The 19,581-nt window shown below is 38.7% G+C and carries 18 protein-coding genes and 1 other annotated feature; of the genes, 3 read left to right on the forward strand and 15 right to left on the reverse strand.

Annotated features, from left to right (window positions below):
• Positions 1-21: 21 nt before the first annotated feature.
• From HCX62_RS06525 to sppA, 4 genes are all read right to left on the reverse strand, one after another.
• Complete coding sequence (locus HCX62_RS06525) at positions 22-1,020, reverse strand: class I SAM-dependent methyltransferase (RefSeq protein WP_185637817.1); 999 nt, start codon at positions 1,018-1,020, stop codon at positions 22-24.
• A gap of 191 nt (positions 1,021-1,211) precedes the next feature.
• Positions 1,212-1,709, reverse strand: a complete 498-nt coding sequence (tpx, locus tag HCX62_RS06530; protein WP_185637819.1) for a thiol peroxidase — start codon at positions 1,707-1,709, stop codon at positions 1,212-1,214.
• Between the two features lie 61 nt (positions 1,710-1,770).
• A complete protein-coding gene (locus HCX62_RS06535) occupies positions 1,771-2,307 on the reverse strand; it encodes an RDD family protein (RefSeq protein WP_185637821.1) in 537 nt (178 codons plus the stop codon).
• 19 nt (positions 2,308-2,326) lie between these two features.
• Positions 2,327-3,340: a signal peptide peptidase SppA gene (gene sppA, locus HCX62_RS06540; RefSeq protein ID WP_185637823.1), complete on the reverse strand. Its 1,014-nt coding sequence runs from the start codon at positions 3,338-3,340 to the stop codon at positions 2,327-2,329.
• 179 nt (positions 3,341-3,519) lie between these two features.
• Between sppA and HCX62_RS06545 the strand changes: the two genes are divergently transcribed.
• A complete protein-coding gene (locus HCX62_RS06545; protein WP_185637825.1) occupies positions 3,520-4,323 on the forward strand; it encodes an NAD kinase in 804 nt (267 codons plus the stop codon).
• Between the two features lie 34 nt (positions 4,324-4,357).
• Here HCX62_RS06545 and argF read toward each other — a convergent pair whose 3' ends face one another.
• The 8 genes from argF to ezrA all read right to left on the reverse strand — a co-directional run bounded on the left by argF (position 4,358) and on the right by ezrA (position 13,838).
• Positions 4,358-5,308, reverse strand: a complete 951-nt coding sequence (argF, locus tag HCX62_RS06550) for an ornithine carbamoyltransferase (protein WP_185637827.1) — start codon at positions 5,306-5,308, stop codon at positions 4,358-4,360.
• The gene (gene argD / locus HCX62_RS06555; RefSeq protein WP_185637829.1) at positions 5,305-6,465 is read right to left on the reverse strand and encodes an acetylornithine transaminase; all 1,161 of its coding nucleotides are present in this window, start codon (positions 6,463-6,465) and stop codon (positions 5,305-5,307) included. The genes argF and argD overlap by 4 nt, the downstream gene beginning before the upstream one ends.
• Positions 6,462-7,214, reverse strand: a complete 753-nt coding sequence (gene argB, locus HCX62_RS06560; protein ID WP_185638050.1) for an acetylglutamate kinase — start codon at positions 7,212-7,214, stop codon at positions 6,462-6,464. Before argB ends, argD begins: the two co-directional genes overlap by 4 nt.
• A gap of 12 nt (positions 7,215-7,226) precedes the next feature.
• On the reverse strand, positions 7,227-8,423 hold the full coding sequence (gene argJ / locus HCX62_RS06565; protein WP_185637831.1) for a bifunctional glutamate N-acetyltransferase/amino-acid acetyltransferase ArgJ: 1,197 nt from the start codon (positions 8,421-8,423) through the stop codon (positions 7,227-7,229).
• A gap of 15 nt (positions 8,424-8,438) precedes the next feature.
• Complete coding sequence (argC, locus tag HCX62_RS06570; RefSeq protein ID WP_185637833.1) at positions 8,439-9,470, reverse strand: N-acetyl-gamma-glutamyl-phosphate reductase; 1,032 nt, start codon at positions 9,468-9,470, stop codon at positions 8,439-8,441.
• Between the two features lie 172 nt (positions 9,471-9,642).
• A complete protein-coding gene (gene thiI, locus HCX62_RS06575) occupies positions 9,643-10,854 on the reverse strand; it encodes a tRNA uracil 4-sulfurtransferase ThiI (protein WP_185637835.1) in 1,212 nt (403 codons plus the stop codon).
• 1 nt (position 10,855) lies between these two features.
• Positions 10,856-11,995 carry a cysteine desulfurase family protein gene (locus tag HCX62_RS06580; RefSeq protein WP_185637837.1) on the reverse strand — a complete coding sequence of 380 codons (1,140 nt, stop codon included), beginning with the start codon at positions 11,993-11,995 and terminating at the stop codon, positions 10,856-10,858.
• Positions 11,996-12,122: 127 nt separating this feature from the next.
• The gene (gene ezrA / locus HCX62_RS06585; RefSeq protein WP_185637839.1) at positions 12,123-13,838 is read right to left on the reverse strand and encodes a septation ring formation regulator EzrA; all 1,716 of its coding nucleotides are present in this window, start codon (positions 13,836-13,838) and stop codon (positions 12,123-12,125) included.
• Positions 13,839-14,130: 292 nt separating this feature from the next.
• On the opposite strand from ezrA, the gene HCX62_RS06590 reads away from it, so the two are divergent.
• Together HCX62_RS06590 and rpsD are read left to right on the forward strand one after the other, a co-directional pair.
• Positions 14,131-14,631, forward strand: a complete 501-nt coding sequence (locus HCX62_RS06590; RefSeq protein ID WP_185637840.1) for a free L-methionine (R)-S-oxide reductase MsrC — start codon at positions 14,131-14,133, stop codon at positions 14,629-14,631.
• A 211-nt stretch (positions 14,632-14,842) separates the two neighbouring features.
• A complete protein-coding gene (gene rpsD / locus HCX62_RS06595) occupies positions 14,843-15,445 on the forward strand; it encodes a 30S ribosomal protein S4 (RefSeq protein WP_003723325.1) in 603 nt (200 codons plus the stop codon).
• A 98-nt stretch (positions 15,446-15,543) separates the two neighbouring features.
• On the opposite strand, the gene tyrS is transcribed toward rpsD, so the two are convergent.
• The 3 genes from tyrS to HCX62_RS06610 all read right to left on the reverse strand — a co-directional run bounded on the left by tyrS (position 15,544) and on the right by HCX62_RS06610 (position 19,455).
• The gene (gene tyrS, locus HCX62_RS06600) at positions 15,544-16,803 is read right to left on the reverse strand and encodes a tyrosine--tRNA ligase (protein ID WP_185638052.1); all 1,260 of its coding nucleotides are present in this window, start codon (positions 16,801-16,803) and stop codon (positions 15,544-15,546) included.
• Positions 16,804-16,861: 58 nt separating this feature from the next.
• Positions 16,862-17,070 (reverse strand) — a binding site (T-box leader).
• A gap of 57 nt (positions 17,071-17,127) precedes the next feature.
• Positions 17,128-18,132, reverse strand: a complete 1,005-nt coding sequence (gene ccpA, locus HCX62_RS06605) for a catabolite control protein A (protein WP_185637842.1) — start codon at positions 18,130-18,132, stop codon at positions 17,128-17,130.
• Positions 18,133-18,369: 237 nt separating this feature from the next.
• Positions 18,370-19,455 carry a bifunctional 3-deoxy-7-phosphoheptulonate synthase/chorismate mutase gene (locus tag HCX62_RS06610; RefSeq protein ID WP_185637844.1) on the reverse strand — a complete coding sequence of 362 codons (1,086 nt, stop codon included), beginning with the start codon at positions 19,453-19,455 and terminating at the stop codon, positions 18,370-18,372.
• Between the last annotated feature and the right edge of the window lie 126 nt (positions 19,456-19,581).

The following is a 19,581-nucleotide window of genomic DNA, read 5'->3' on the forward strand; positions in this document are numbered from 1 at the left end:
TATTTTTGTCAATTCCTTCCATTATTGTTTCCTCTTGAACCAGTTCTCTATTTCAGCTAAAATCGGCGCGGTTACGCTCGGATCAGTCAGTGAAGAGAGATTGGCCAGTAAAACTTCTTTTGGCGGCTTTACATTTACATCCGCTTTTTGTAAAATCAAGATGCTTTTTCGTGCTTGTTCAGTCTTAAACAGTGTTTCGGGCAATTTAATAATTCCCTCGATATGACCGTTTTTCTTGATAAACTTGTCCACCTTAGCAAAGTCACTAGTCCCAAACATTGCGTCAGGTACCAAGAAGAATAGATATCCTCCCGGCTTTGTGTAGCGCATTCCTTGTTCGATAAACAAGAAATGTGCAAATGAATGCCCTTCTTCACGGCAAAGTTCAAATGTTTTCGCATTTTCGTCATCCGGATAGTAACCAACTGGCAAATCACTAATCACGACATCCACTGGATCCACTAATAAATTAGCTAGTCCGTCTTGATGAAGTAACGTCATTTTTTGTCGCTGTAAATCCGCGCCTACTAATGCAAGCGAAATAAGCAAATCATCTACATCCACACCACTCGCATGAACTTCTACATTGCCTTTTAATTCTAGTTGATTAATCACGGTAGTTAAAAGGTTTGCAGTTCCACAGGCTGGATCCAAAATAGAAACATTTTTCTTCTTTTGAATCACTTTTTCAAGTAAATATGCCACAATAAAACCAATCGAATCTGGTGTCATTTGGTGATTGACTTGAATACCATGTTTCATGCCTTTAAGTAGTGCTAATTGAAGACCTTTGCGGATTTCTTCATTTGAGAAATTTTCGAGTTCGATACTTTCGTAAGACTCTTGTAATTTCAATTGTTTTTCAGAAGACAACTCTTCTTTTTGTAAAACTTCTTTTTGAAACAGATTTTCTCCTGTTTCATAAACCGCTTCCAAATAGCTTATTTCAAGCTCATTTTGCAAGATAATAGCTGTATTATCAAGCACTTGAAATAATTCTTGCGTTGCTTCATTTGCCAAAAGTAACACCTCGAATTTTTATCATTACTAACACCACCAAACATTATACAGTATTTCCAAAGAATGTGAAAGGATTTTCTGTAGTAAAATGTGAAATAACTGCTGGAAAGATTTAATTATAATTAGTACAGTTTGTTTTTAGTAGTAATACAGAAAAAAAGCCTTCCCTTTTACAGGAAAGCTTTAGTAATTTATGCTTTTTTTGCTGCTTCTATTGCGGCTTCGTAATTTGGATGATCGCTGCCTTCTGGTACCACTTCGGCATAGACGATTTCCCCTGCTGCATTTACAACAAATACGGAACGCGCTAGTAAGCGAAGTTCTTCCATAATGACACCATACGCTTCTCCAAAAGAAAGATCGCGGTGATCAGATAAAGTAATCGCATTCGGTAAACCTTCCGCTGCACACCATTTCTTTTGCGCAAATGGTAAGTCAACAGAAATCGTTAAGACAACTGTGTTATCTAAATTGCTTGCTTCTTCATTAAATTTACGTGTTTGTGTGGAACAAACGCTTGTATCAATGGAAGGAACAACGCTGATAAGTCTCACTTTCCCGTCATAATCATGCAATGTTACTTCTTCTAAATCTCTGTTAACCACTGTGAAGTTTGGCGCTTTATCGCCGACTTTTCTTTCCGTGCCTACGAGTGTAACTGGATTATGTTTAAATGTTACTTGAGTCATTTTTTCTTCCTCCTTTAAATGAAAGCTTCTATTCCATTTTAAAGAAGAAGTAGCTGATAAGCTATTTTTTTGCTCCATTTGCCCATTTTTCATCTAGTTCTAAGTAGCCCATGTGGACGACAGAGGTCGATTCAAAGAAATCAGCAATACCTTGTTTGTTTGGTGTAAACGCACAAACCACGTATAAAGGCCAAACGATTTTTAAGACAAAACGCATTACGCCTTCTCGAAACAACACATTTAACCACGTTAGTTTCGTACCATCTAATTTGACCACACGAAGTCCAAACAGCATTTTTCCAAGTGTTTGTCCAAAAAGCTTCGTTGATAAGACAAAATACGCTAGAAAAATGATAGTTGTTATGATCCAATAAAATGTGAAGAAACTATTGTCCATCCCGATGCCAGCAATGCGTAAAATCGGATTAATAAGAATTCCCTTTAAGGCTGCAATGGCAATTAAATCAACTAAATAAGCTAAGAATCGGATCCAAAATCCCGCAAAATATTGCTTAGGAATCGCTTCTTCTTTCGGAATAGGTGGTTCATAATGATAGACTTGGCGTTTGTTTTCAAAAGCAACTTGCTCATTAGCCATTGGCGCCTCTCCTCTCACATTATTCTCCATATAAATACATCATTCTTGGCGCTTTTAGTGTGCCGGTTAATTTGATTAGTTGGGAAATATCTGCATTTTGACCAGAGAATTTTTGTGCAGCTACAGAGAATAGCGAGCTAAAGTCTTCTGGTGCACTATATTCGATAACGGTTGCATCTGATAGGTTTGCGTCTTTTTTCAGCGCCTCTAAGGCATCTTCTTGGTAACCAAATTCATCAATCAAGCCATTTTCTTTTGCTTGGCGGCCATCGTAAATCCGACCATCTGCAATTTTACGAACTTGTTCTACCGGCATGTCACGGCCTTTTGCCACAACTTTAACGAATTCATTGTAAGAGTCATCAATCATTGACTGCATAATTTTCTTCTCTTCGTCTGTCATTGGTCTTGTCGGGCTCATAATATCTTTATAGTCACCGCTTTTAATTGTGTTATCAGAAACCCCTAGTTTTTTCATTAATTCACTGTAGTCATAGCTTTGCATAATAACACCAAGCGAACCAGTCAGCGTTTCTTTACTTGCAAAAATCTTGTCGGCTGGTGCAGAGATATAATATCCACCCGATGCCGCCATACTCCCCATGGAAACATAAATTGGAATATTTCGCTCTTTTTTAATTTGTAAAATTTTATCCCGGATTTGTGCGGATTCCATAACGCCGCCACCCGGTGAATTAACATACAACAGTACGCCTTGGATAAGGTCATCATTTCTCACTTGTTCTAATTCTTGCATGAAAAGTGAATGATTATAGCCTGTATCGCTAAATAAAGAACCAGCATCTCCTGTATCTTGAATAGTTCCGTCTACAGATAGTACTGCGATTGTATCCATTCCACCTTCTTCAATTACCGTTTCAGTTAATTCACCTGTATCCGCGAATAAACTTTCAGCAAATGTTAGATTACCCTCTTCCTCTGAAGCAAATTGACTTGATGTAAACTTTGCTAATGCACTTACAATTAAAAGTGCACAAACAATTCCTAGTGCAATCCATCTTTTAGCGTTCATTAAATTCTCCCCTTTTTTCTTTTTATATACTGTAATAATACCAGTATCGTTTATTTTGCACAAACTTTCTTTTAAATTGTGTCCCATTTCACTTTTTTACTAATGAAGAAAGAAATTGCTTCTAAGTCATGTTATAATAAGTTTGTTGATTAAAATTGGATTCTGGAGGGACAACTAACATGGCAAAAACTATTTTTTATTTTTCCTATCGCAAAACAGAAGAATTACATGCAAAAGCAAAAGAATTGAAGAAAATTACGACTGATTATGGATATGAATTAACAGACGACTATCAAAAAGCGAACGTTATTATCAGTATTGGTGGCGACGGTGCTTTTCTTAAATCCGTAAGAGAAACCGACTTCCGTCAAGATTGTTTATATGCAGGAATTGCGCTAACAGAACAATTAGGTCAATACTGTGATTTCCATATTAATCAATTGGACGAAATCATCAAAGCAGCTATTGAAGATCGTTGGTTAGTACGTCGTTATCCAACTATTTATGGAACAGTAAATAATACCAAAGCATTTTATGTATTGAATGAATTTAACATTCGTTCTTCTATCATCAGAACGCTTACGATGGATCTTTATATTAATGATTCTCACTTCGAAACGTTCCGTGGCGATGGAATGGTTATCTCGACACCAACAGGAAGTACTGCTTATAATAAATCTGTCAATGGTTCAATCGTGGACCCACTTCTTCCATCTATGCAAGTAAGTGAACTGGCTTCTATTAACAATAACAAATTCCGTACGCTAGGTTCTTCTTTCATTCTTAGTCCAAAACGTAAACTACGTATTGAGATTTCGTCTGAAGAAGGAAATAATGAGTTCCCAATGATTGGAATGGACAGCGAAGCACTAAGCATTCAACACGTTCATGAAGTAAACTTAGAAGTAGGCGACCGTTTTATCAATATTATCAAACTGCCTAAAAATTCTTTCTGGGATAAAGTGAAACGTAATTTCTTATAATAAAAAAAGTCTGGCGTACATGCCAGACTTTTTTTTATTTTGTCTCCAATATTGCAGCGAGTAAAGCTTTTTGCGCATGAAGTCTATTTCCCGCTTGTTGATAAATGACCGAGTGCTCGCCATCAATAATTTCTGTTGTTACTTCTTCTTCCCGGTGCGCCGGTAAACAATGCAAGAAATGATAATCAGGTTTGGCAAAACTAGTTAGTTCTGCGTTTACTTGATATTTTTCACCAAAATCAGCCAAACGTTTGGCATTTTCATCTTCTTGACCCATACTTGTCCAAACATCCGTATAAATAAAGTCTGCATCCGTAACCGCCAACTTTGGATCTTCGGTTACAAAAATGGTAGCACCGCTTTGCTCCGCCAATTTTTCTGCAGTAGCGAGAATCGACGCGTCGACCTCATACCCTTTTGGCATTGCTAGGCGTATATCTACACCAACCATAGCACTGGCTAAAAGCAGCGAGTGACAAACATTGTTCCCATCACCGATATACGCTAGTTTGACACCTTCCAGCTGGTCTTTCCATTCATAAATAGTCATTAAATCAGCCAGCGCCTGACATGGATGATGCAAGTCGGTTAAACCATTAATAATTGGGATTTTCGCATGATACGCCAGTTCTCCCACTTTCTCATGGCTAAATGTCCGGATCATAATCGCATCAATATATTCTGACATCACATGCGCCGTATCTTTAATCGGCTCTCCACGCCCGATTTGTAATTCCTTCGAACTCATTACAATCGCTTGCCCACCTAGCTGCAAAATTCCTGCTTCAAAAGAAACCCGCGTTCTAGTAGAAGGTTTATCAAAAATCATTCCTAAAATTTTCCCGCTTAAAATATGGCTATAATGCGCCGGATTTGTTTTCATCGCTACCGCTAGCTTAATAATATCGGTCAGCTCTTCCTTATTCCATTCAAGCAAACTCAGCATATCTTTGCCTGTCGTATTGTTTTTCGCATACATCGTCATCCCTCTTCACTCCCAATCAATTGGTTTTCCAAAACACTTTTCAATAAAGTCACTGCTTGATCCATTTCCTCGTAACTGACTGTTAAAGGAGGTAAAATTCGCAGTACGTTTGGCCCAGCTGTTAGTATTAGCAATCCTCGCTCGCGTAGTTCTGTGACAACTGGCTCTGCTGCGCTTTCAAGTTCGATTCCCACCAGAAAACCCGCGCCACGTATTGCTGACACATTATCCAGCGTCTCAAAATGCTCCTCTAGCAAGTTTCTAAAATAGTCTGCTTTGGCATTTACTTCTTCTAAAAATCCCGCTTGCTTCATTGTTAGCAATATTTCTTTTGCAACAGCCAGTGCTATTTTATTCCCACCAAAAGTAGATCCGTGGCTCCCCGGCCCAAAAGCGCTACTTAAACTTGATTTCCCAACCATCGCTCCAATCGGCAAGCCATTTCCTAGGCCTTTTGCTAAAGTGAAGATGTCTGGATCTAAGCCAATTTGTTCAAAACCATAGAGCGCGCCTGTTCTACCTAGCCCGGTTTGAACTTCATCGATAATTAATAGTGCACCCACTTTTTTGCAGAGCATTTGAACTTCTAGCAACCATGCCGCATTTGCCGGAATGACACCACCTTCACCTTGAATAACTTCTAGCATGACAGCCGCTGTATTTTCGTCTATTTCAGCTCGGAAAGCTTCGATGTTATTGTAAGGAACGTATGTAAATCCGGGAACAAGTCCTCCGAAATCTTGATGGATTTTTGCTTGACCGCTGGCTGACATTGAACCAAACGTGCGCCCGTGGAAAGACTTTTCAAATGTAATAATTTTTTCTTTCCCTGTATGCTTTCTCGCTAATTTAAGAGCAGCTTCATTCGCCTCTGTTCCACTATTACAAAAGAAAACTAGCTTCTCTTCGCCCGCGGTGATTAATTCTGCCACGTTATCTTGCAAAGCACATTCGTATAAATTCGAGGTGTGCCAAATATTCGCTAATTGTAATTGAATCGCTTCTAAAACATTTTCTGGGCAATGACCTAAGTTACAAACAGCGATGCCGCTAGTGAAATCAAGGTAAGTTTGGCCATTTGCATCTGTGACAATGGTGCCAGAGCCTTTGACTAAATCAATAGGAAATCTATTGTACGTGGGAAAAACATGTTTCATCCAATCGCCACCTCGCTTTTTATTTTTGTACCTGTTGTTTGGAGTGAGTCTGTGATGATTACTTGTCCAACCCCATTTTCGGCGGCAAAAGCGGCACTAGCTAATTTAGGAATCATTCCGCCTTTTATCACACCAGTTGTTTGTAATTTGTCTATTTCTACTGAAGCTATTTCATTGATAATTTCTGAGCCGTTTTTGACACCTGGGACATCCGTTAGTAGATAGAGAGCTTCTGCGTTTAATGCGCTGGCCACTTCACAGGCAGCTGTATCAGCATTGACGTTTAGCCAATCATGCTCGCTATTTATTCCGAGTGGTGCGATGACAGTAATAATATTTTCCCCAAGCAGTTGTTCGATTAAGTCTGTTTTCACTTTGGTAATTTTACCGACAAATCCTAAGTCCTTGTCGCTCACTCGGTCCGCCTCTAGTAAACCTGTGTCGCCAGCATTTAAGCCGATGACGGAAATAGCTCGCTTTTGAAAAGCGGTTGTAATAGCGGGCTGAACTTGGCCAATCAAAACCATCTTTGTTACTTCTAGGGCTTGTTTATTCGTTATGCGCAAACCCTTTTTCGTTTCTACAGGGATATCGAGAGCTTCCATCATTTTTGTTATATAATGCCCGCCACCGTGGACGAGGACGATTTTCTTATCCGCAGCTTGCCACTCTGTAATTTGTTGAAAAAAATCTTCTGTTAAATTGTCACTTGCGACGCCGCCTAATTTTATGACTATTGTGTTCTCCATCATTGTCCCTCCTTACGTCCGGTAACAGGCGTTGATTTTGACGTATTCGTAACTTAGATCGCAACCCCATGCCGTTCCTGACTCAAGGCCGATATGAAGGTCGACTTCGATAACAATATGTTCTTCTTCTAGATAAGCATCCAGCGCTTGTTGATTAAAAATGGTTTGGCTACTATGATTCAGTATTTCAATGCCGCCAATTTTAATCGTAATATTATCTGGCGCAAAACGACCACCCGAGTAACCAATCGCGCAAATAATCCGTCCCCAATTGCCATCTCCGCCAAAAGCCGCCGTTTTCACAAGACTGGAAGATACGATTTTCTTAGCAATCATTCTTGCATCTTCTGTTTTAGTAGCCCCGTTCACTTGGACCTCGATTAGTTTCGTTGCGCCTTCCCCGTCACGCGCGATACTTTTAGCCAAATGCTCTGTGACCGCTTGAAACATATCTGCAAATTTTTCAAAGTCGGCTGTTCCTTCTTGAAGTTGCGGATTTTGCGCACAACCATTCGCCATGACTATCACCATATCATTCGTCGATGTGTCGCCATCCACGGTTATTTGATTGAAAGTTTTATCTACTTTTATTTTTAGTAATTTTTGCAATAATTCAGCTGGAATAGCGGCATCGGTCGTAATAAAAGCGAGCATGGTCGCCATGTTTGGATGAATCATTCCCGACCCTTTCGCAACGCCCGACATCGTAACTACTTTGCCACCAATTTCTGTTTGAAAACTAATTTGTTTTTGAAACGTATCGGTCGTTAAAATCGCTTCTTCAAAATCAGCCGCATTTCCCGTTTGTTTTTCTAGCATATCGATTCCCGCGATTATTTTGTCCATTGGTAGCATATCGCCAATAATCCCAGTTGAAGCAACCGCGACAGAATCAAGCGGAATTGCGAGGTTTTCTGCTGTTTTCGCCCGCATCGCAAGTGCATCTAACATCCCTTGATTTCCGGTACAAGCATTGGCATTCCCGCTATTCACAATAATCGCTTGCAACTCGGCGCTATTTTGAAAAGAATCTTTCGTCACAAAAATGGGTGCGGCTTGCATTTGATTCATCGTATAAACAGCGGCAGAATTTGCTGGAACTTCTGAATAAATCCAACCAATATCATTTCGTTTTCTTTTAAGCCCTGCATGCTTTCCATCCGCGTAAAAACCTTTTGGCGAGGCGATATTTCCTTTAATAAGTTTCATTTTAGCTTTCCCCTTTCACGGATAGACTGGAATAAATCCTAATCCGTCACTTTCAGCAAAATTCGCCATGATATTTAAATTTTGAATGGCTTGACCAGCCGCTCCTTTGACTAAATTATCAATGACAGAAACAATCGTAATTACATTCGTTTTTTCGTTATAAGCAAGTCCGATGTCGCAGTAATTCGATGCGGTTACTTGCTTGACAGTCGGGTAAATATTTTCTGCTTGAATTCGGACAAATGGTGCATTTTCGTAGGTGGATTCGTAAAGTATATGTAGATCTTTCTGGGTGATTGGCTTTTTCGGTTTAACGTAGATGGTTGTGAAGATTCCTCTTGTGATGGGAATTAACGAGGTGGAAAACTGGATTGCCGGGATACTTTCATCCCATTTAGTAAGTTGTTGCATAATTTCTGGAATATGTTGATGAGAATTCATTTTGTAAAGTGTCATGTTTTCATTTGTTTCTGTGAAATGCGTACTTGCGGATGGCACTTTCCCTGCTCCGGAAATACCTGATTTCGCATCTACAATAATTGATGTTGGATCAATTAGCTGATTTTTCACGAGTGGTGCTAATCCGAGCAAAGTTGCTGTTGCATAGCATCCTGGATTGGCAATAAATGTCGTTTTTTTATTTTCGCGAAATTCAGCTAAACCATATTCTGCTTTATCTATATAATTCTTAGGCGCTGCGCTTTTGCCGTACCATTTTTCGTAAAGCCTATTATCTTTCAATCGAAAATCTCCGGATAAATCAATCACGTTCATTCCTGCATCTACATATGGCAAGGCAATATCTTTGGCGATTCCTGAGGGTGTAGCGATAAAAACCGTTTCACTTTTTTCGATGATTTCTGTTGGATTTATTTTCTCTAAGGGGCTAGCTTCTAAATCTTTTAAATGCGGATAAAAGTTTGCGAGTATGGCTGATTGTGTGGAAAAGCTATGTAACGTTACGATGTCGACAGAAGAATGTTGGTGGAGTAAGCGAATTAACTCCAGTCCACCGTACCCTGTCGCTCCAATAATGGAAACTTTCATCCTAACCCCTCCCGTTAATTATTAAATGATACTTTTCATTATAATGATGTATATTTATAATGTCAAATGGTTTTTTATTAATTTATAAAACTATTTTATGCATTTTTAGTTATTTTTTTATGTATATAATATACAAAAACCGTTTACCCTAAAAAAGGATAAACGGTTAATCTTAAAATAAATCAGCAAATTCATCTTTCACTTGCTCAGTTTCAGCAATATTAACAGAAATCGTTTCGATATTGTCTAAAGCTTTTGCAATTAACGCATCAAAATCGGTGAAACTTTCATAATGCTCGATTTTATCTAGTTTTGGTTTTGTTTTTGGTGATGGTGGTGTAAAAATCGTACAGCAATCTTCAAATGGTTGAACTGATAAATTATACGTATCAATTTTTTGCGCGATTTGAATGATTTCATTTTTATCCATGGAAACAACTGGACGAATGATCGGCGTTGCTGTTACGGCATTAATCGCTAGCATACTTTCCAATGTTTGACTGGCAACTTGCCCTAAACTTTCGCCATTAACAATCGCTAAACCATTTCTTCTCCGGCGAAGTTCATCTGTAATACGAAGCATCATTCGGCGAGTAACAGTCATGATAACACTTTCTGGAATTTGCTGCTTGATAACTTCTTGAATTTCTGTAAATGGAACGATGTGCATTTGTACTTGTCCGCTATATTTAGCTAGTTTTGCTGCTAAATCAATTGCTTTTTGTTTGGCTTGTTCGCTCGTGTATGGCGGACTATGGAAATGAACTGCTTCAATTTCGACGCCACGTTTCTGCGCTAAATATCCAGCAACTGGGCTGTCAATTCCGCCAGAAAGCATTAACATCGCACGGCCTGATGAGCCAACTGGAAGACCAGCTGCACCAAGAATCGTCCGACATGATAAAAATACGCCTTCTTTACGAACATCAATCGTTAGTTTTACATCCGGATTTTTAACATTGACCGTTAAATCTTCCATATTTTGTAATACATACGCACCGATTTCTTGGTTGATTTCATTAGAATCGAGCGGAAATTCGCGGTGGCTACGTCTTGCCGCCACTTTAAAAGTTCCATTTTCCTCGTGCGCATCTTGAACTAAAGCAAGCGCCGCCTCTTTCACTTCGTCTAAATCTAAATTAACACGAACGGCTGGACTAAATGATTGAATCCCGAAAATCGGTTTCAACCGCTCTTCTGCAAGCTGATAATCTGCGCCATTTAAAATAATATACATTCGGTCGCGTTCCCCGTGAATGCGTACTTCTGGCAAATCTTTCATTGCGCGTTTCACATTTTGCGCCAGTTTCGTCACAAATTGTTTTCTGTTTTTCCCTTTAGTAGATAACTCTCCGTATCTAATTAACATACGATCAAATTCCAATTTATTTCACCACTTTATTTAGATTTTCAATAATTTCTTGCAGTTTTTGTATAAAAATTTTCGCTTCAGATAAACGGTTTTCAAAAGATAAACTCACACGCACTGCGCCAGTTGCTTCTTCGTCCGTTACTCCCATCGCTTTTAATGTGCTGCTTGCTAGTTTTTGCTTAGATGAACAAGCACTCGTTGTAGAAATGTAAATCTCTTCTTTTTCTAAGGCATGGACAAGGATTTCGCCGCGATGCCCTTTTGCTGAAAAACAAACGATATGCGGTGCCGCAACACTTTGTTTCGTATGAACTGTCATGTCAGGCATTTGAGCAATTTCCGTTAGTAAATAATCGCGAATCGCGATTAGTTCTGGTTTTTTCGGCTCATTTTCTAGCGTCAGTCTTAATGCTTTTGCAAGCGCAACACTTCCCGCCAGATTTTCCGTTCCACTACGATAGCCCATTTCCTGACCACCACCAAGAATTTCCGGATGCAAATGTACATTTTTCCGTTTAAAAAGCACGCCGGTTCCGCGTAAAGCATGAAATTTATGCCCGGAAAAAGTCAGTAAATCAATCGCAGCTGCATCGAGCTTGAGCGGAATCTTCCCAATGCCTTGAACGAAATCGACATGAAAGAAAGTTTGTTCACGGCGCGCGAGAATTTCGCCAATTTCTTGCAGCGGCTGGATACTTCCGACTTCATTATTCACACCCATAATCGACACTAAAATTGTTTCATCCGTGAGCGCAGCTTTTAACGCATCTAGCTTAATTACGCCATTTTTATCTACTTGCAAATACGTTACAGAAAAACCAGTTTGTTCGAGTTCTTCCATTACAGTACGCACAGACGGATGTTCGATGCTAGAAGTAATAATATGTTTCCCACGATTTTGGTAACTATAGGCAATCCCTTTAATCGCTAAATTATTCCCTTCCGTTCCACCAGATGTAAAAATAATTTCTTCTGGTAAGGCGTCCAGCATTGTCGCGATTTGTTTCCTTGAAGTATCAAGCAGCTCTTTCGACTTAGCACCAAAACGATGAAGCGAAGAAGGGTTCGCAAAATAATTACTTGCTACTTTTGTATATGTTTCAAGTACGGCAGCATTCGGTTTCGTTGTCGCACTATTATCGAAATAAATCATAAAAACTACATTCTCCTCCCCAATATTCCACTCTCCATTTTATCATAATTCCGATACTTTCCAACTACTATTTTCATAAAAAAACAGGATTCCTATTATTATAATAGAAATACCTGCTTTTACGATTTTATTCGATATCATCAACGCTTACTTGTGAACTATAAGCTTTTTCTACTTTTTTAAAAGCACCCGTCTCGACTTTTTCTAAGGCCGTTACTGCAATTTCAAGTGCTTTTTTATACTGATAATCGTTGTAGAAATGGTTTTCTGCTTGCACTAGCTCGTCTGCCAGTTCTTTGTTACGCAACCGGTAACGATTCGCATATTGGATAACATGCTCGACTAGGCGCACATTTTCCATCATTTCTTCCGCTTTTTCCGTTAAATGGATTAAATCTTCTTCCGCAATGCGCCAATCCTGGCTCACAGCTTTCATATTCAACGGTTTTTCTTCTAAACGTTTCTCCAGCGTATCAATAGATTCACCCATATGTTCCCGAAGCGATAAGTACTCTTCTGGAAGACCTGGCAAACGTTCTCGTTCCATTTTGCGATCGAGTGTGACAATCGCGCGGCGCATCCGCTCAGCATCATCACGTGCTTCTAATTCATCTTTGCGAAGTGAACGTAATTCCTCTGCAAAATTATCTTGTTCAGCACTAATCGTAATAAGCGATGCATCAATTTCTTTTAACGTATCTTGGGCAGCCGAGTAAGCAATCTCCCCACTAGCAATTAACGTAGTAAGTTGCTCGAAGTTTTCTTTTGCTTCACTTAATTTAGCGCTTGTTTTCAAATAAATTGCTAAATCATCTTCCGCAACATGATACGTCTGTTTTACTTCTGTAATTTGTTCCGCAAGTGCATCTGAAACCAAATTTTGGCGTTGCAACTTATCGGAAGTCGGGCTATGATTTTCTTTCACGAAATGACGCGCTTCCGCTTCATGTTCTAGCGTATCATAAAACAATTCGATTTCATTATGTAATTCCTCTATTCCTTGTTCAGCTTCATCCAGATCAAGGTTAATTACATTTCGTTTCATTTTATCAATTTGATTTTTCATTCGAGCAATTTCTTTATCCAATTCCATTTGTGCTAAATAATAACCTTTTCGCACCATTTCTTCATAACCAGCTCGAAGTTTATTCATTTCTTCTGGCAAAATGGTATCCGTTTCATGCAATAAGGACGGAATTCGTTCCATTTGGGCATCGATAACTTGCATTTCTTTTTGAACGACGATAACGATTTCGCGTGCTTCTAAATGATCACCTTGATCCGTTAATAAATCATAGTTATTCAAGCTTTCTGAAAGGTCCGTTAGTTTCGCTTCAACATAAGGTAGTGTATCCCCTAGTTTAAATCCTCTAGTTAAAACTTCCCGGCGAAGCTCCGCAAATTTTTCTTTTGTCGCGCGGCTTTCTTTGGCATTTTTCTCTTCACTAATAAGTAATTCTTTTAGTCCACCGAGAATTTGATCCATTTGTTTTTCAATTACAACGAGCATTTGCTCAATATCATTTTCGGCGTATGTAGCAGAACGGAATTTATAACGGTCTGTGTTCATCTCTGCTTCTAATAATACTTCTTCTAAATCAGGAAATAATCTTGTTTCAATTTCATCCCAGGACGAACGCCATGATTCAAAAAGCGCCTCTGTCTGACCTGTCAGCTTTAATTTTTTCACTTTTGAAAGTTCATCAATAACCGGCCGCTCTCTGAGTTTAATCTTTTTCTCTTCTAACTCGTTTATTCTTTGGTAATGTTTTCTTTTTAATATGTAGCCTGCACCAATGACTGCAATTACTACGATAATAAAGCCGATTAACATGTAGTACATCCAAAATCCTCCCATCAACGTTAACTTGTGAAAGAAAAACAGCCACACTCGTGCTGCTCATACATTTTTTCAATTATGTACATCTTTCCATATGTAGTATATTTTTTTCCTCATTTTCAGTTCATTATACACATCTTTTATTTTACCACGATTTCCCTAGAATTACTTGCGTTTAGCGAAATTTTTTTTGGAGCAAGTGAAATCTACTCTATCCTGAAACAAATTTCCCGAAATCCCTTGCCGTTCATGCTATACTAAAGACATTATTTGAAAAGAAATGTGGGGATAAAAAATGATTGAAATCCAAAAAATGACTGGTACAAAAGAAGAAAATTACGCGCTTGCTTTAAAACAAGTACAAGCGATGATTGCTGGCGAACCGAATGTAATTGCTAATTTGAGCAATGTTTCTTCTATATTAAATCAAGCACTTTCTGATATTAATTGGGTTGGGTTTTATTTACTCGAAAAAGAAACAAATCAATTAGTACTCGGCCCCTTCCAAGGACTTCCTGCCTGCATTCGCATTCCACTTGGTAAAGGTGTATGTGGCTCTGCTGCCGCTGACCAAAAAACTTATCTAATAGAAAACGTTCATGACTTCCCTGGCCATATCGCTTGTGACGCGGCTTCTAATTCAGAAATCGTTCTACCAATCGTGAAAAATGGGCAGTTGCTCGGTGTCCTTGATATCGATAGTCCAAGCTTTAACCGTTTCGATGAAGTAGATCAATTATGGCTAGAAAAAATCCGTGATGCGATTACGCTTGAAATACCTAATGAAATCAATTGACAAGCGACCAGTAACTATACTATACTGGAAGATGTGTAAAATGCAGCTTGAGTAAAATGAATGAGTGTGTTGTTTACCCCCAGATTTAATTCTGTGGTATATCGCGTAACCGGCGGCTGCTATGGTGATGGTATATGAAGGTAAACTGCCCTGATTAGGTTTTACGTCACGTTTGTTTTATACCAAAAACAAATAAAAGGAGGAGTCTCTTATGGCTCGTTATACAGGTCCAAGCTGGAAAGTTTCCCGTCGTTTAGGAATTTCACTTTCTGGAACAGGTAAAGAATTAGAGCGTCGTCCGTATGCTCCAGGTCAACACGGCCCAACTCAACGTAAAAAAATCTCAGAATATGGTTTGCAACAAGCTGAAAAGCAAAAATTGCGTCATATGTACGGATTAACTGAACGTCAATTCAAAAACACGTTCAACAAAGCTGGTAAATTACAAGGTAAACATGGTGAGAACTTCATGATCTTACTAGAACAACGCCTTGATAACATCGTTTACCGTCTTGGTCTTGCTCGCACTCGTCGTGCAGCTCGTCAACTAGTAAACCATGGCCACATCACTGTAGATGGCAAACGCGTAGATATCCCTTCTTACCAAGTTTCTGTTGGTCAAGTGATTTCTGTTCGTGAAAAATCTGCTAAAAACTCTGCAATCGCTGAAAGCTTAGAAGTTTCAAGCTTCGTGCCTGAATACGTAACTTTCGATGCAGAAAAACTTACTGGTTCACTTAACCGTCTTCCAGAACGTTCTGAACTTGCTGCTGAAATCAACGAAGCATTTATCGTAGAATTCTACAGCCGTTAATTAGAACTAAAAGCCTTACAATTCATGACTTCGGTCGTGGTTGTAAGGTTTTTTTATGCACAAAAAAGCACTCGCCTTAAAAACGAGTGCTTTTCTTCTTATTTATAAGAAACTAAGAAATATTTTTTCTTCCCGCGTCTTACAATCGTAAATTTATTTTCAATCCGATCACTTGCATCCATGATTTTTTCTAGATTTTGTTGACGTTCACCGTTAATGTAGATAGCTCCATTGCCCACGTCTTCCCGCGCTTGACGTTTCGAAGGCTCAATTCCAAGAGTTACTAACCAATCCACTAAGTTAACTTCCGCTTCCTCTGCTACAAAAGTCGGAACATCTTTGAAGCCTTGTTCGATTTCATCCGCAGTAAGTGCTTTTACATCCCCACTAAATAATGCTTTTGAAATTTTGAGTGCTTGCTCTAAAGCTTCTTCACTATGCACAAATTTGGTCATTTCTGCAGCTAATGTTTTTTGAGCTGCTCGCAAATGAGGTTCTGTTTCCACTTGTTTCGCTAATTCAGCAATTTCCGCTTCTGTTAAGAACGTAAAGTATTTCAAGTATTTCACGACATCACGATCATCGGTGTTAATCCAAAATTGGTAAAACTCATACGGCGTCGTTTTTTCAGGGTTTAACCAAATCGCGCCACCCTCTGATTTACCAAATTTCGTTCCATCCGCTTTTGTTAAAAGTGGAATCGTTAAACCGAACGCCTTCGCATTTTCGCCTTGTTTTTTACGAATTAAGTCTAGCCCAGCTGTAATATTCCCCCACTGATCACTACCACCAATTTGCAGACGACAATCATTAAATTCATATAAGTGATTAAAGTCCATCGCTTGTAAAATTTGGTAAGCAAACTCCGTAAAGGAAATCCCTACTTCTAAACGACTAGCAACGATATCTTTAGAAAGCATCGTGTTTACATTGAATTCTTTTCCGTAATCACGTAAGAAATCAAGAATACTTACATCTTTCGTCCAGTCATAGTTGTTTACCATGCTCGCTGCGGAATCACCTTCAAAATCAAAAATCTTCCCAAGCTGTACGCGTAAACTTTCTACGTTTTTACTAATTTGCTCCATTGATTGTAGTTGACGCTCTTCTTTTTTACCACTAGGGTCCCCAATTGTGCCTGTCGCTCCACCAACTAAAATAATTGGACGGTGCCCAGCATTTTGGAAACGACGTAAAATCATAAACGGAATTAAATGACCAATATGCATCGAATCTCCCGATGGATCAATCCCGCAGTATAAAGAAATTTGTTTTTCTTCCACCCATTTACGTAAACCTTCTTCATCTGTTTGTTGGTAAATGGCTCCGCGCCACTCTAACTCATCAATAATATTCATTTCAATCATTCTCCTTTTATTTTTGGACATAAAAAACGCCCCTCCGCCAAAAATTTAGCGAAGGGACGTATTAATTAACGTGGTACCACCCTACTTTTAGGAATAAATCCTACTTCAAAGAATAACGGCTCAACACCGGCCGCACCATTATCCTGTGCAGCGTGACTCCGGGATGTAATTCGTCCACTCATCTCTACTAGTTTCCACCAACCACTAGCTCTCTAAGAAAAAGAATAAGCAACTACTTCGTCCGTTCATAGTCATTTTCGTTATGAAAAGTATACATACATTTATAACATACCGTCAAAAATGATGTCAACTCTTTTATTTTTCTTTCGTTGTTCCACGTAGTTTTTCGCTATGTGGTAAGATTACTGTTTTTTCGTCTACTTCTTCGCTTGTCATTAATTTAGTCAGCAAGCGCATGGCTACTGCACCAATATCATATAAAGGTTGCACGATAGTAGAAAGTTGCGGACGTGACATCAAAGTTAATTTTGTATTATTGCTTGTCATCACTTCTAATTCTTCTGGAACTTTAATCCCAGCATCCAGTGCCGCATTCAAAATACCAATAGCTAATTCATCATCCGCTACTACTACAGCATTTGGTTTTTTAGCTAAGGCACTTAATTCTGCCCAAACTTTTACGCCTGCATTGTAGTTGTATTTTGCTTCGATAATGTAATCTTCCTGGTAAGCAATGCCAGCTTCTTCTAACGCTTCTCTATAACCAGCCAATTTCATTTCGCGGTTAACTGGCTCATTTAGAGAACCACTTACAAATGCGATTTGCTTATGACCATTTGCTACAAAACGTTGCACTGCTTCTTTAGTTGCTTGTTTGTAATCGATATTAACAGAAGCTAATTTGTTTTCCATATCAACTGCTCCAGCTAAAACGACTGGTGCAGGAGAACGGTCAAATTCTTCTTGTAATTGTGCTGAAATACGTTCGCCCATGTAAATAATACCGTCCACTTGTTTGCCAAGAAGCGTGTTTAGTACTTGAAGTTCTTTATCCTCATTTTCGTCCGAGTTGCTAAGGATAATGTTGTATTTGTACATCGTTGCAATATCTTCAATCCCACGTGCAAGCTCTGCATAAAACACGTTAGAAATATCTGGAATAATTACGCCAACCGTCGTTGTACGTTTGCTCGCTAGACCTCTAGCTACAGCGTTAGGACGATAACCTAATTGATTAATAACATCCAATACTTTTTTTCGTGTTACTGGTTTAACATTCGGATTGCCATTCACTACCCGAGATACCGTTGCCATAGAAACGTTCGCTTCACGTGCAACATCATAAATTGTTACATTCATCCCTATTCACTCTCCATATTCATTATTTTAACGGCTCTACTTACACCATTGTAAACGGAAACAAACTAGCCTTCCTTTAATAATACGATAAGTTTTTTCGATATGCAATTGTTTTCACTCTTTATTTTCATTTATTTTCATATCAAAACGGCATTATTTCTAGACATTATATACCATTACCATATCAGTGGTTTTCTCCAAAATAAAAAACCTTGGAATCCCAAGGTTTTTCACTTATTATTTAATTTTATGCGGAACCAAATTACTTGCTAAAATCGCATTCCAGAACTCTTCAAATTCAGGAATATCCATTTGTTGCGCAGAATCAGATAAGGCAACAGCTGGATCTGGATGAACTTCCGCCATAACGCCGTCTGCTTCAATTGCTAAAGCAGCTTTTGCACATGGAAGTAATAGATCTTTTCGACCAGTAGAATGCGTTACGTCAACCATAACTGGTAAATGCGTTTCTTTCTTCAAAATTGGAACAGCAGAAATATCTAATGTGTTTCTTGTAGCTTTTTCGTAAGTACGAATACCACGTTCACATAGAATAATTTTGCCATTTCCTTGTGACATAATATATTCAGCAGCACCGATGAATTCTTCAATTGTAGCAGATAAGCCACGTTTTAGAAGAATCGGTTTGTCGACACGACCGGCCGCTTTTAGTAATTCGAAGTTTTGCATGTTTCTTGCACCAATTTGAATAACATCGACATAATCAAGTGCTACTTCAATATCAGCTGGTGTAACGATTTCGCTAATAACGCCTAAACCGTATTCATCAGAAACACGTTTTAAGATTTTGAGTCCTTCTAAACCTAATCCTTGGAAGTCATATGGGCTAGTACGAGGTTTAAATGCCCCACCGCGAATAAGTTTTAAGCCTTTTGCTTTAATAGATTCAGCGACAGCAGCAACTTGTTCGTAAGATTCAACCGAACACGGGCCGAAAACAAATACTGGTTCGCCGTTTCCGATTGGTAAGCCTTTAACAGTAACAATCGTATCTTCTTTTTTATTTTTTCTAGAAACGAGTAATGCTTTAGAGTGATCATCTTCTTGAAGTTCTAATCCCGCTTTAAAAATTTCTTTAAATAATTTTTGAACCGTACTATCTTCAAAAGGTCCTTCATTTGCTGCAAGAATCGTGTTAAGCATTTCTCTTTCACGCAATGGATCAAAACGAAGAGAACCTTGTGTTCCTTTGATTTTGCCAATTTCTTGTACCAAATTTGCGCGTTTGCTAATTAATTCCAGCAAATCAATATTTAATTGATCCACCTGTGTTCTAAGTTCCTCTAAATTTGTATTAACCATTTTACTTCCACCCTTCTAAAAAATCTGCTCCAAGATTATGTTTCATTATAGAGGAAAACAGATAGTTTGTCACGAATCCACTTTTATACTTAATCGCTTTTAAGCATTAAAGTGAATAATGTAAAA

Origin of the sequence: Listeria swaminathanii (assembly GCF_014229645.1) — a bacterium.
In the GTDB taxonomy this organism is placed as follows: Bacteria; Bacillota; Bacilli; order Lactobacillales; family Listeriaceae; genus Listeria; species Listeria swaminathanii.